This is a genomic window from Corynebacterium sp. ZY180755 (assembly GCF_054331495.1).
Window position 1 is genome coordinate 101,915 of record NZ_CM135811.1, and the last position, 13,434, is coordinate 115,348.

General features: G+C 57.3%; 12 protein-coding genes and 1 pseudogene. 8 read left to right on the forward strand and 5 right to left on the reverse strand.

Features of this window, described 5'->3' with window-relative positions:
- Positions 1-28: 28 nt before the first annotated feature.
- Complete coding sequence (locus ACXM2N_RS00450; protein WP_458488978.1) at positions 29-1,687, forward strand: DUF885 domain-containing protein; 1,659 nt, start codon at positions 29-31, stop codon at positions 1,685-1,687.
- Here the strand turns inward: ACXM2N_RS00450 and ACXM2N_RS00455 are convergent.
- Positions 1,684-2,373: pseudogene (locus tag ACXM2N_RS00455) on the reverse strand (NAD-dependent deacylase); the annotation flags it as partial. The gene ACXM2N_RS00450 and the pseudogene ACXM2N_RS00455 sit on opposite strands and share 4 nt — an antisense overlap.
- Before the next feature lie 12 nt (positions 2,374-2,385).
- On the reverse strand, positions 2,386-3,711 hold the full coding sequence (locus tag ACXM2N_RS00460; RefSeq protein WP_458488980.1) for an ISL3 family transposase: 1,326 nt from the start codon (positions 3,709-3,711) through the stop codon (positions 2,386-2,388).
- A 245-nt stretch (positions 3,712-3,956) separates the two neighbouring features.
- Here ACXM2N_RS00460 and ACXM2N_RS00465 point away from each other — a divergent pair, with 245 nt between their 5' ends.
- The gene (locus tag ACXM2N_RS00465) at positions 3,957-4,388 is read left to right on the forward strand and encodes a MarR family winged helix-turn-helix transcriptional regulator (protein ID WP_458488982.1); all 432 of its coding nucleotides are present in this window, start codon (positions 3,957-3,959) and stop codon (positions 4,386-4,388) included.
- A gap of 31 nt (positions 4,389-4,419) precedes the next feature.
- Here the strand turns inward: ACXM2N_RS00465 and ACXM2N_RS00470 are convergent, their stop codons facing one another.
- Positions 4,420-5,475: an AbrB family transcriptional regulator gene (locus ACXM2N_RS00470; protein WP_458488984.1), complete on the reverse strand. Its 1,056-nt coding sequence runs from the start codon at positions 5,473-5,475 to the stop codon at positions 4,420-4,422.
- A gap of 80 nt (positions 5,476-5,555) precedes the next feature.
- On the opposite strand from ACXM2N_RS00470, the gene ACXM2N_RS00475 reads away from it, so the two are divergent.
- Positions 5,556-6,323, forward strand: a complete 768-nt coding sequence (locus ACXM2N_RS00475; RefSeq protein WP_458488986.1) for a TSUP family transporter — start codon at positions 5,556-5,558, stop codon at positions 6,321-6,323.
- Here ACXM2N_RS00475 and hrpB read toward each other — a convergent pair.
- Both hrpB and ACXM2N_RS00485 read right to left on the reverse strand, forming a co-directional pair.
- Positions 6,320-8,653, reverse strand: a complete 2,334-nt coding sequence (hrpB, locus tag ACXM2N_RS00480) for an ATP-dependent helicase HrpB (RefSeq protein ID WP_458488988.1) — start codon at positions 8,651-8,653, stop codon at positions 6,320-6,322. The genes ACXM2N_RS00475 and hrpB overlap by 4 nt on opposite strands.
- Positions 8,646-9,305: a sugar O-acetyltransferase gene (locus ACXM2N_RS00485; RefSeq protein ID WP_458488990.1), complete on the reverse strand. Its 660-nt coding sequence runs from the start codon at positions 9,303-9,305 to the stop codon at positions 8,646-8,648. Before ACXM2N_RS00485 ends, hrpB begins: the two co-directional genes overlap by 8 nt.
- Positions 9,306-9,330: 25 nt before the next feature.
- On the opposite strand from ACXM2N_RS00485, the gene ACXM2N_RS00490 reads away from it, so the two are divergent.
- The 5 genes from ACXM2N_RS00490 (at position 9,331) to ACXM2N_RS00510 (ending at position 13,433) form a co-directional block, all read left to right on the forward strand.
- Positions 9,331-10,008 (forward strand): alpha-ketoglutarate-dependent dioxygenase AlkB, encoded by a 678-nt coding sequence (locus ACXM2N_RS00490; protein WP_458488992.1) that lies wholly within the window; start codon positions 9,331-9,333, stop codon positions 10,006-10,008.
- A gap of 60 nt (positions 10,009-10,068) precedes the next feature.
- On the forward strand, positions 10,069-10,656 hold the full coding sequence (locus ACXM2N_RS00495; RefSeq protein ID WP_458488994.1) for a DNA-3-methyladenine glycosylase I: 588 nt from the start codon (positions 10,069-10,071) through the stop codon (positions 10,654-10,656).
- 427 nt (positions 10,657-11,083) lie between these two features.
- Positions 11,084-12,238, forward strand: coding sequence for a glycosyltransferase family protein (locus ACXM2N_RS00500; RefSeq protein WP_458488996.1), 1,155 nt, complete (start codon positions 11,084-11,086; stop codon positions 12,236-12,238).
- On the forward strand, positions 12,239-13,036 hold the full coding sequence (locus ACXM2N_RS00505) for a glycosyltransferase (protein WP_458488998.1): 798 nt from the start codon (positions 12,239-12,241) through the stop codon (positions 13,034-13,036).
- Between the two features lie 28 nt (positions 13,037-13,064).
- Positions 13,065-13,433, forward strand: coding sequence for a glycosyltransferase (locus tag ACXM2N_RS00510; RefSeq protein WP_458489000.1), 369 nt, complete (start codon positions 13,065-13,067; stop codon positions 13,431-13,433).
- Position 13,434: the final 1 nt, after the last annotated feature.

The following is a 13,434-nucleotide window of genomic DNA, read 5'->3' on the forward strand; positions in this document are numbered from 1 at the left end:
CCTTCGCTTTTAGCTACACTGACCTGTTATGACTAGCCCTAATGCGAGAATTCCTTCGCTGCTTGATGCGTCCTGCGAGTCTTACATGTTTGACATCGCGGAGCTTTCCCCAACCCAGGCAACCGCCTGGGGAATTGAGGGATTCGACAGCGAATTGCAGGACTTTTCCCCTGAGTACTACGCGGCTATAGCGGATCGTACCCGCGAGATGATGGCTGACGTTGATGCTCTCAACGATGGCACCGATGACAACGATGATGAAGACGACTTTGATGAAGTAGATCTTGTCACCGCTGAGGTTCTGCGCGATCGCCTGTGCCTCGAGCTATCCATGCACCACCATGGTGAGGACATTCGCAACCTGAACAACATCGCCTCGCCAGTTCAGGAGATTCGCGATACGTTCCTGTTGATGCCAAAGGACACTGAGGAGCAGCGCGAAGCCATTCGCGCTCGTCTGTCCAAGGTTGCGGACTCCTTGAAGGGCTACCGTGAGTCTTTGTCCTTGGCGGCGTCGCAAGGCAAGGTTGCTGCTGAGCGCCAGGTTGATGCCGTAATGAAGCAGTGCCGTGAGCTGGCTGAACACGGCAGCATGCTGGAGGGCCTAGGCCTGCCGGCGGATGACGTGGCAGTGCATGCAGCAAAGAGTGCATTCGGTGCTATGAATGAGTGGCTCAGTGAAAACCTCGCTCCGCATGCACCGCATGAGGACGCCGTGGGCCGTGAACGTTACAAGCGTTTCTCCCACCAGTTCGTTGGTGATGTTGTTGATCTGGATGAAGCCTACGAGTGGGGCATTGAGCGCCTGAACGAGATCGTGGCTGAGCAGAAGAAAATTGCGTCCCAGCTATATGGAGAGGGAACCTCCGCGCGTGCAGCGATGAAGAAGCTGAACGAGGAAGATCGCTACACCATCGAGGGCGTAGACAATCTCCGCGAGTGGATGCAAAAAACTGCCGACGACGCCATCACCGCACTCCATGGCACGCACTTCGACATTCCGGAACCGGTGCACACCATTGAGGCAATGATCGATCCAGCCGGCACCGGTGGCATTTTCTATACCCCACCAAGCGATGACTTCTCACGTCCAGGCAAGATGTGGTGGTCTGTGCCGGAAGGCCAGACCAAGTTCCACACGTGGCAGGAACTGACCACCGTGTTCCACGAGAGCGTTCCGGGCCACCACCTCCAGTGTGGCCAGGCTGTTGCTGAAAGTGACAACCTCAACATGTGGCGCCGCCTCGCGTGCTGGAACTCCGGCCATGGTGAGGGCTGGGCCCTCTACGCGGAGCAGCTCATGGCTGATTTGGGCTACCACGAGGATCCGGGCACTCGCATGGGCATGCTGGATGCACAGCGCCTACGCGCAGCCCGCGTTGTGCTGGACATTGGCATTCACTTGGGCAAGCGCACTCCTGAGGGATCCACTGTGTGGGACGCGTCCTATGCTCGGCACTTCCTACGTGAGAACTCCGCAATGGATGAGGCCAACCTGGCGTTCGAGCTGGATCGCTACCTAGGCTGGCCAGGCCAAGCACCAAGCTACGCTCTGGGCCAGCGTCTCTGGGAGCAGCTTCGCGACGACGCCTTGGCCCAAGGCCAGGACATCAAGGGCTTCCACTCCCGCGCGCTGGCGCTGGGTTCCATCCCAATGTCTATCGTCCGCGCTCAAATTCTAGATTAAAGCGCCTCCACCAGCTGCGGCAGTGCCGTGGCTGCGGTAGCGCGCCATGAATAATCAGAGATGAGCGTCAGATCGCTGTGCTGAGGGCTGATCTCTAGGATTCTGGTGCCTTTGCGCTTTGCAATGAGTGGGAGAGAAGCAGCTGGGTGCACGGTGCCGGATGTTCCCACAATGATCAGCAGATCGCACTCTGCCATGCGCTGTTCGGCTAGCTGCCATTCCTTCTCGGGTAGGGGTTCGCCAAACCAGACCACGCCTGGCCGGATCATGTCGCCGCACAGTGGGCAGCTGGGTGGGGTGAGCCTTTCCACGGCCTCAGTCAGCGGTTCCACGTTCCGGTATGGACGGCTACAGATGCAGCAGCGGTAGTCAAAGAGGCTGCCGTGAAGATGATTAACGTTGGATGATCCGGCCCGTTCGTGGAGATTATCAATATTCTGAGTCGTTACCCACACTTCATCTACTTTGTGAGTTAAATCTCTTAGTGCGAGGTGGCCGGCATTGGGCTCGGCCTGGGCCGCAAGATGTGCTCGCCACAAGTACCAAGCCCACATGGGTTCTGGATCCTTTTCCCACGCATTTATGCTGGCCATGGCCATCGGATCCACCTTTTCCCATAGGCCACTGGTGGCGTCGCGATACACTTCCAAGCCTGACTCGGCGCTCATTCCAGCGCCGGTAAAGAGGCTCTTCCGGTTTTAGAGTGCATTGATCTTGTCCGCGAGTTGGCCGGAGTGGATCAGGCAGCGCAGGATGTAGTGGGTGAGGTTACGGAATCCTAGGGCGATTCCGCGCAGGTGTTCTAAGCGTCCGTTGATAGCTTCTACCGGCCCGTTGGATACGCCTTTGTCGAAATACGCCAGGATGTCCTTGCTACGTTTGGCTAGGGTTCGCCCGAGTTGAGCCAGCTCTGGCAGCCCGGTGTTGGTATATCTGGCCAGGGTGGTGATGAGCTCACGCATGTTTTTCTTTCCCCGCCTTTTATCACCGTCTTGATAACAATCAATGACCTGCTGGTATATCTTCCACGTTTCCTGCAGCGGCGCATAATCATCATCAAACGTGAACAGTGCCTCTAGCCTGTCTTTTTGTTTGTCGGTGAGAAACGCTGTGCGGGTCAACAAGGATTTACGATTCCGATACAGCGGATCTGTCGATATTCCACGCCGGCCAGTAGTTTCACGCTGCAGCCGCTGGCGACACTTAGTGACCTTGTCACCAGCAAGACGCACCACATGGAACGGGTCCATGACTTTGGTGGCTTTGGGGATGACTTCATCAGCAGCACTGGCATAGCCTTGGAAGCCGTCCATGCTGATGATTTTCACCTTGTCACGAAAGTCTTGGCCACGAGCATAAAGCCATTGCTTTAAAGCGGTAGCGCTACGGCCTGGGACAACATCAAGCAATCGGGCCGGTGCTTTGTCTGCGGTGGACTCGTGGGGGTTGTGCCCGGTCATATCAACGATGATGGTGACATACCCGTCGCCGTGTGTGCGCCGGTTATGAGACCACTTGTGTTCATCGACACCAATAACACTGACCCCTGCCAGGTGTTGGGGATCGTTGTAGATCAATTCGTGGCACATCTCTAGGGCTAGCTGGCAGGTCAAGTCCCAACCGATACCTAAAGATTTGGCGGTCGCTGAGATGCTCATGCGATCAATAGCCAGGCGTTGGAGTATCCAGCGGGTGACTCGGTCAGTAACTTTAGTGTGGTCGCAGGCACAGGCTAGTCCTGCCTGGAAGTACTTCTGGTCACAGCAGTCGTTGGTGCACCGGTAGCGCGGCAGGCGGACTTTTAATGTGGTGGGAAAACCCACAATTGGCAGGTCGGTAAGGGTGCGTATGGTGTGGTCGCGGAATACGCCGGCGTGGCGGCATTGTGGGCAGGCGTTGATCGGGTCGAGGGCTTGGCACTCAATGATGGTTCTAGACCCTGCGTCTGCTGCGCCGGTGATGGTTAATCCGAGTTCTGCGGTGCGGCAGATGGTGTCAGCGATGAGGTTGCCAGTAGACTGCATCAGTAGAGCCCCTTGCGGTAGAGGTTGGATTCGACACCCTTAATCTTTACTCGCAAGAGGCTCGTTTACTAATGTATGCCGCGCTACTGAATGCACTCTAAAACCGGAAGAGCCGGTAAAGATATGAATTTTGCGGGCGCCACGGGCGATCTCCAGTGCTTCACTCAGACTCATAGATCTCATGGTAATGATATTGGCTGTCAGAGACTTGATTCACCTAGATCGTGCGAAATATCATTGTGTGCATGTCAACCGTAGAGAACCAAGTCTGCTTCCAGCTATATACCGGCTCTCGCCTGATGCAGCGTATGTATCGCCCGTATTTTGATGAATGGGGAATCACGTACCCTCAGTACTTGGTATTGATCTGCTTGTGGGAAAGAGATGGCCAAACCATTGTTGAGCTGTCCGATCCACTGGATCTAGACTCCGGCACGCTCTCCCCGCTTCTCAAGCGCATGGAAAAGAACGGTCTTGTTTCCCGTGAGCATGACACCAATGACTTCCGCCGCATCCACTTCTCCCTGACCCAGAAGGGCAAGGACTTGGAGCCAGTAGTTCGCAAGATGCAGGTTGAGCTCTGCGGCAACTTGGGCTTGACATGGGAGGACCTGGCAACGCTGAAGAAGCTGATGCAGAAGATTAATCCTTCACAGACAGAAGAAAGTGAATTCTAGAAGCAGTAGGTACCAAAGACGAAGCGGGCTTTTATGCCCGCTTTTCTCGTAGGTAGCGCAGCAGCTGTGGCAGGTATCCCGCCAGTAGTAGCACACAGATCAGCCTGATCAGCTGGATAGTAATCACCACAGGGCCTGCATTTCCTTCAGCAGAGAGCGCCAATACGGTCTCCAGCGCGCCAGGTGTGGTGGCCAAATAAGCCTCGAAATAGGAGATGCCCAGAATCGGTACAAGTGGCCATGCGCTGAGAGCGCACCCTGCGATGAGTACCAGGATGAATGTGACGGTAGCGGGCAGCTGCGCGGCAAAAGCCTTGAGCGCCGGTACTGATAGGGATCCACCACATAGCCAACCAATGGCGAGGAAGGCTACATACTGAACCGCAAGCGGTGGCACAAAGCTGTATTCATCGAGGGTGATCCCAATGAGCACAATGAGAATGAGTGGGCCAAAAACGCTGGCCACCGGAAGGTGAACCAGCGCGCCGATTCTCTCGCCAAAAATGGCTACCGCGAAAATAATGACAAGAATCCACCATGGTTGTAAGCGATCGTCTACAGCGCTGCTGCCAGCAAAACTGCTGGGACTAATGAGGTGCGTGATCAGTGGCAGGGAAACAGACACCGAAAGCAACCGTAGGTATTGCGTGAGAGCCACATACCGAAAATCTGCGCCCACCTCCTTGGCCAGCGTGGGCATCATGGATGCGCCGCCAGCAAGCATGGATAGGACGCCCGTTTCCGTGGAGATGTCCTTTCGTGAATGCGACAGCAGATAACCGCCACCAATTCCAATGCCTAGAGTCACCAGCGAGACCAGTAATCCGGGGATGAGGTAACGCCCGATATCGCTTATAGACGCAGCGGCCAGTGGCAGACCTGCAAGGATGCCGATAAAGCCGCGGCCAATGGCGAAGAAGCGTGGGTTTTGTTTCAGTTCCTTGCCCGTGCTCAAGGCCACGGAGGCGGAGGCAACGATGCCCGCGAGAATCCAAGCGGCGGGCACAGCGAAGTGGTTGAAGATGAAACCAAGGATGACGGATACAGGTACAACAATGAACCATCGGTAATCGATTCTCTCGCGCATTGTGTCCTTCCATTCCTCGCATTGATCTTAGCCCGCAAGGAACTAAAGTAAATCCAGCGTGGATATGACAAGGAGGTTCCATGGGCGCGGAAGAATGGGCAATCCTCATGGGCGGTGCACTGGCCGCGGGGTGGGTGGATGCCGTTATCGGCGGCGGTGGTCTCATCTTGATTCCGCTAATCATGGCTGTCCTGCCTAGTCTGGCACCGGCTACGGCGCTAGCCACCAACAAGATGGCGGCGGTGTGTGGAACTGCTTCTGCTGCCTATACCCTCAACCGCACAGTGGGCTTTGATGTCCGCAAAGCGGCGGTCTACGCGCCGCTTGCCGCCGTGTGCTCCGCTGGTGGTGCTTTCCTGGCGGCGTCGATAAGCAAGGACATCATGCGGCCGCTGGTGATTGTGCTGTTGCTGGCCGCGGGTGCCTTTGTGGCCCTGCGCCCACAGTTCGGCCAGAACACTCAGAAGGTCACGGTGTCGCAGATGAAAAAGCTGGCGGCACTCGTGCTCGTGGGCGGTGTTGCTTTCTATGATGGCATCTTCGGTCCTGGCACCGGCATGTTTCTCATCATGGGTTTTACGGCCCTTCTCTCGCAGGACTTTATCAAGTCCGCCGCGCTGGCGAAGGTGGTCAATACCGCCACTAATATCGGCGCGCTGGTGGTGTTTGCCGCGGGTGGCCACATCTGGTGGCAGCTGGGGTGTGCCCTCGCTGTAGCCAACATCTGTGGCGCCCAACTGGGCGCCCGCACGGTGCTGGCCGGCGGCACCAAACTGTTGCGCATAGCCCTGCTCACGCTTGTCGTGGTGATGTGTGTCTACCTAGGTTTCCAGCAGTACGGTGCTTAACGGTTCATCGCGTTCTTGGTTTTCGCCGTGGCAACGGCGGTAGTGGGATCCTCAGGCCACGGGTGCTTGGGGTACCTGCCGCGCATGTCAGATCGCACGCCTTGGTAAGGCCCCGCCCAGAATGAGGCCAGGTCGTCCGTTACCGCCAACGGCCTGCCAGCAGGCGACAGTAGATGGAACAGCACTGGCTGCCCGCACACGACCGGCGATTCATGCAGCCCAAAGCACTCCTGCAGCTTCACGCTCACAGTTGGGCGGTCGCCGGAATAGTCAATGGCAACGTCTCTGCCCGAAGGCACAGTCAACCTCTCTGGGGCTAGTTCCTCCAGTTGGTTTGCCTCTGGCCACGGTAAAAGCCGCTGGATGGCGGGGTAGACATCAATGTCGGCTACCGGCGTGCCACTGGCCAACGCAGAAATCTCAGGGCCTAAGAAGTACTCAGGATCAGCCGAGTCAATGTCCGGCCACGGGGAACCCACGTGCTGACGCAGAAGCCGAATGCGCTGAGCCAGGTTGAGCGCCTTGGGCGACAACGTGAACAGGGTTAGCCCGTGCTGTTTCACAGCGTTGAGCACTGCCTCGCGCGCGTGCTCTCCCTCCGCTTTCACGGGTGTTGAGCTCAGCACAATGGCGCCAGCGCGCCTGTATGCGATTGCGCGCAATTTTCCGCCATCAAAGTTCGCCACGGTGGCGGTTTCACTACCCACGATCTCCAGGGCCGTCTTCTCATCGATTTCCGCAGCCACGTGGACGTGTGCTTCTCCCCGTGAGCTCAAGGAAATATCCGCTACTGCGATCCATGGCGCATGGAAACCATCAGCTTTGGCGCGTGTGCCGCTGGCTAGCTGGTAGGTACCATCGTCTAGTCTCTTGGCAATATTTTTGGGATATGCCAGACCAATCACCGTGCCCGGGGCGGAATCAAACTCACCTGCTGGTGCTAATTTCTGTAACCGTTTTACTTCGCGTGTGAATGTAGGGCGATTCTTCAGGCTGGGCAGCAGCTTCTCAACATCACCGCGGATGTTTTCACCCAGTGCCGCAATGGTGGGTGCTGCGCCAGGACCGGCCATCACCAGCGCCCTCGCGAGGCGTGGGTCAGCTGGGATTGCTACCAGCGTGCGGCCGAGATCAGTGATCCCGGAATCATCTAGTGCTCCTAGATCGTGCAGGGTGGAGACAGCGTGGGACAGGGCTTGAGCTGGCGGAGAGTCCAAAAGCGGTAACTCTGTGAACGTAGCACCCCACGCGGCAACGAACAGTGTGGCCCCAGTGAGGTCCGCACTCAGGATCTCCGGGGTGACATGAGGACTGAAGTGGCTGAAGTCTGATTCTGAGTAGCAGCGCACCACCGAGCCGGGGCCTTCGCGGCCAGCACGGCCTGCCCGCTGATCTGCGCTGGACTTACATGCCGAGGTGGTGACAAGACCGGTCATGCCACGCAGGTTGTCGCGTTTGGGCACGCGAGACAAGCCGGCATCCACCACCAAGCGCACACCTGGGACGGTGATGGAGGATTCCGCGATGGCCGTGGCCACCACAATGCGCTGATCTGGGTAAGACAACGCCTCATCTTGCTGCTTGTTGTTCAGCTGGCCATGAAGTGGGAAAACTGGCAGGTTGGTGCGCTTTTCCAGCTCATCTATTACCCACGAAACCTCCCGCATACCGGGCACAAACACCAGGGCGGAATGCGATCCAAGGTGATCAAGTACCGCGGAGGCAAGATGTGAGACAAACTCACGAGAGAATTCCATGCGCCCTGCACCGGCGGAATAGGTAATGTCCAGCGGGTGGATCGGTGCCTGAGTAGTGGAGATCTCCGCGCCCAACAGCTCTGCAAAACGCTGAGCATCCACGGTGGCGGACATGGCCACCAGCGTTAAGTCCTCGCGCAGTTCACGCAACTCCACCAGCATGCCTAGCACGAGGTCAGTATCTAGCTGGCGCTCGTGGACCTCATCCACAATGACCGCGTCCACGCCATCCAGCTCAGGATCACTCAGCATGCGGCGCAGTAATACTCCCGGGGTCATGAACTCCACGCGGGAGCCCAACTTGTGCTCACCACGGATGGAGTAGCCTACCTGCGTATCCGCGCCGCTGAGTTGTACCAGCCGTCTCGCTGCCGCGCGCACTGCTACACGGCGTGGTGCTACCACAATGACTTTGCCCAGCACGAGGTTGGCTACCAGTGGTGGAACCAACGTGGTCTTACCGGTTCCCGGCGGGGCTTGGATGACGGCAGCGCCGCTAGATATAACCCGCGAAATATCCGCGAGATTGCCGTACACCGGCAGGCCAGCCCCTATGTGCTCAAGATCAAACATTCTTCTCCATGAACCCAAATACGTCCACCGGAACGCCGTCTTCTAGCTGTGCGCGCTCGGAGGCAGCACGCTCAGGATCAGACATGCGTACCACGCGCGCAGGGGATCCCATGGCGATGGCGTTGGCCGGAATGTCCTTGGTGACAACGCTGCGCGCACCAACCACAGCGTTATCGCCAATGGTCACGCCGGGTAGTACCGTCACACCCGCGCCGAACCACACGTTCTTACCAATGGTGACTTTGTGGGCGATCTCCCAACCGCCGGCGCGCATCTCATAATCATCCACTGGGTGCGTCACCGTGATGATCTCCACGTTGGGCCCCAGCATGCAGCCGTCACCAATCTCCACCATGGCGGTGTCCAGAATGGTGAGACCATAGTTGATGAAGACATTCTTGCCCAGCTTCACGTTGTTGCCGTACTCGATCACCATGGGAGTGCGGATCTCGCCCACCTCAGAATCTGGGTGCAGCAGCTCGCGCTGGATGGCGTGGCGGGTCTGCGTGTCCAAAGGGTGCGATTGGTTGTACTTGTACACCAAGTCAGCGGCCTTCTTGAACTGCTCTGCAATGGATGTAGACCCTGGCGCGTGCCACTTGCCGTCACGCATGTCCTGCTGGCTGGAATATGTGCTGGGATCGAAAGTCATGGGTACAAGTGTATAGATTGGTGGCATGGCCACGCTGTTTGAAATCTCCCGCGAACCCCAACGCATCCGCGAGGGTATCGTCCACCTGCCGGGCTTTCTCACGCCCCAACAGCAACACTATCTAGTCACCACGGCACGCAACCTAGCCCGTGCGCAGGCGGGCACGCCGTTTGCCATGCAGCAGCGCAAACTCAAGTCAGGCACCATGAGCGCGCACCTGATGAGCCTCGGGTGTCACTGGAACTACGAGCGCGGACTTTACGTCACCCAGCAGGACGGACACACGGTGGCACCTACACCGCCTGAGCTTATCGACGTCGCCCGCAGCGTGCTCACGGCAGCGGGGTCCTTGGACCCCGCCCTCGCCGCGTGGGTGGGGGAGTACAAATATGAGGCAACGCTGGTGAACTACTACCCGCCAGGTTCCGGCATGGGCATGCACCAAGACCTCTATGAGGAGTCCAAAGCGCCGGTGATTTCTCTGAGCATGGGGGATAGTGCCATCTTCCGCGCCGGGAATGTGAATGACCGTAACAAGCCATGGGATGACATCCTGCTTGCTAGCGGTGACGCCATTGTGTTTGGCGGTCCAGCGCGCGATATTTTCCACGGTGTTGTGCGTTTGGATGACAATACGGCGCCCGAGGGGTGCGGCTTGGAAAAAGGACGCCTGAACATGACTTTTAGGCAAGTGCAGTTGTGATGTCTCACCCCCACCGTATGGTCAATGGCACGGGGCGCACATTATGACTAGGAGATCATCATGAGTGAACAAAACCATGGCCTCGTATTGTGCGAGGACAATCAGCTACGCCCACCGTGGGCAACCATGAGAAAACAGCTACGGGACTACTATGACCATGAGTGGGGTAAAGAGGTACGCGGCGAGCAGGCTGTTTTTGAGCGAGTATGCCTAGAGGGATTCCAAGCTGGCTTGAGCTGGTCCACAATTTTGGCAAAGCGGGAGGCGTTTAGGGAGGTCTACCACCGTTTTGATGTAGACAAAGTAGCGGCGATGACGGACGCGGATATTGATCGTCTCATGCAAGACAAGCGGATTCTACGCAATCGCCGGAAGCTGTCCGCTGCGGTAAAGAATGCCAAGGCTACTATCGCGTTGCGTGAAGAGGGCGGTTTGAGTGACCTTGTGTGGTCATTTGCGCCCGATGCCCACCAGCGCCCGAAGTCGGTTGATGAGATCCCATCCACCAGTGATGAGTCGAAGGCTATGGCCAAGGCTCTCAAGAAAGCCGGTTTCACATTTGTTGGCCCCACCACCTGTTATGCGCTGATGCAGGCAATTGGCATGGTGGACGATCGGGTGGTGGGATCCGCAGGCCTTCGTGGGTGATACTGCACAGCGCGTGGTTTCACCGTGTTGGGGCGTCTACACACCCGTTGCGTGGCTCTCAAACGGGTGTGTAGACGACGTGGCTTTTCCTTCTGCGTCACTTAAGTTCTTGCCTTGAACTTGCTGACACAAAGCTTAAGCTGTGCTGAGTTTTTTAAGCTTACGAGCGTTGCTCAATCTTATGAGACCAAGGTCAAGACCTTGGGTGGTGCGGTTCGGCGTGGCGCCCACCATTGCTTACATGAGAGCAGTCTGAGGATTCTCAGGATGCTTCATCAGTGATGAGGGCAGGTGAGTTTTATGAGTAGTTTTTCATAACCCCAGCATGAAAATGAGGACCGTTTCATAGTGATGTACATGTGGAATGGGCCTTTTTAGAGTGAACCTATAACGCTTTCCCCACGCTAGTTAAGTTAGGTCCCGCAGCATGAATGACAGCTTGAAGGTGGTGCTCTACAGCCACGATTCCCAAGGCATTGGGCACGTTCGTCGCAATCTGAGCATTGCGCACCATCTCAGCGCAAAGGCTCACGTCTCCGGCCTCATGGTTTCTGGTCTGGCAGATGCGCAGGTATTTCCTTTGCCCGCGGGGTTTGATTGGCTGTTCATTCCAGCGATCAAGAAGGGCGCGGGCGGATACCTGGCTCGCAACTTGGCTGAGTCTACGGACAACATCTTGAAGATACGATCTCGAATCCTCAGCGCCACCCTCAAGTCTTTTGCGCCTGACTTGGTGATTGTGGACCGCCACATTTTTGGCGTTGGTGGGGAATTGCGTAAGCCGCTTCGCCAGCTAAAGAAGAAGCATCCGCACGCGCGCATCGTCCTGGGTTTGCGGGAGATCCTAGATGAGCCGGCCGTGGCGAAGCGTGAATGGGCGGCGTTGGGTGCTGAAGATGAGATCGCGCAGCTGGTAGATGACGTATGGGTCTACGGATCTGAGGATGTGCATGACCCAGTAGCCACGGGCGAGATCCCAGCCTTCCTAGCAGACAAGGTCCGGTACACCGGGTATCTCGCGCATGGCCGTGAAAGCTCTGAGCCTGTTCAGTGCAGGACGGTTGACAAGCCATTCATCCTGACCACTGTGGGCGGAGGAAGTGACGGCTTCCACCTTGTACACAAGGCGGCAAGGATGAAGGTTCCTAGCGGATACCAGCACATAGTTGTGGCTGGTCCGCAGATGCATGACTCGGATTTCTTCAAGCTGCGCCAGAGCGCGCACCCAGACACCCAGATCTATCGTTCATGGCCAGGTCTGAGCAAGCTCATTGCCAGCGCCAGCGCGGTCATTTCCATGGGCGGTTACAACACTGCTTGTGAGATCCTGGCGTCGCGGACACCGGCGCTGATTGTGCCGCGCGAAGTGCCGCGCAAGGAGCAGCTGATTCGCGCGCAGGCGCTGCGCGCGGTAGGAGCCGCTGAGTACTTGCGGCCCCACGCGGTGTCGGAAAGCGCCCTCGCGGAGTGGGTAAAGGCCAACGTTGATATCCCCGTAGACCGCAGTGGTTTGGCGCTGAATGGTTTGGAAAAGATGGCTGAGTTTGCCACCGACCTGACCGCGATGGCAGGAGTGAAGTAAATGAACAATCACAAGATCGGTTACATCCTGAAGGTCTATCCACGATTCTCTGAGACCTTCGTGGTTAGTGAGATCCTGGGACGCGAGGAATCGGGCGAGGACATTGCCATCTATGCACTCCGGCCAACTACAGACACGAGGTTCCACCCTGAACTGGCGCGGGTGAAAGCGCCGGTCACGTGGATTCCGCGGCCGGCACAAGCCACCGGTTTCTGGAATCAGCTGGCAAGCAGCCTCAAGGATGAGGACATGGTGCAGAATTTCGCGCGCATCCTGCCGGAGCTTTCCACCCTTGCCGCCAGCGACGTGGCGCAGGGCATCAAACTGGCCCGGCAGGCTAGAGAGGATGGCATCACTCACTTCCACGCGCACTTTGCATCCCTAGCTGGGCGCATGGCGTGGGTAGCAAGCAAACTGACAGGTATTGGCTACACGGTGACTACTCACGCGAAGGACATCTTCCACGAGCAGGTGGACGAGGCGTGGCTGAAGCGTATTTGCGAGGACGCCGATCACGTCATCGCTATCAGCAAGTACAACCAAAAATTCCTTGAGGATAGGGTCGACGCCAACATCATACTGCGCTACAACGCGCTGGAACTGGCCCGATTCCCGTTCGCGCCGAGCGTTACTCCGAATGATGAATTACAGATTGCGGCGGTGGGCAGGCTCGTGCCCAAGAAGGGGTTTGATGTCCTTATTCATGCGCTCAAGCAGCTCAAGGACGAAGGCTACGGATTCCATCTCAAGCTTGCCGGAGACGGTGAGCTGCGCGAGGAGACTCAATTCCCTAGTTGAAAGACTTGATCTTTCCGGTGAGGTAACGATGCTGGGTCCGCTTACCCAGCAAGAGGTAACGGAACTCAATCGCGGCGCAGACGTGTTCGTTGCTCCGTGCGTGCCGGCCCAGGACGGCAACATGGATGGTTTGCCCACCGTGGTGCTGGAGGCTATGGCTGTGGGCACGCCGGTTATTGCCACCAACGTCACCGGCCTGCCAGAAGTAATTACAGAAACCACCGGCGTCCTGATCAATCATTCCAGCGCGGATGAGCTGGCGGCCGCACTGCGTAGCTTTGCCGATCAACAGGTAGACATCCCGAACATGACGCACAATGCGCGGGCGCTAATAGAGGAACACTTTGACAACCGCCAGCAGTCGAAAGTACTGGCAGAACTGGAAGGAAGGAACTAAA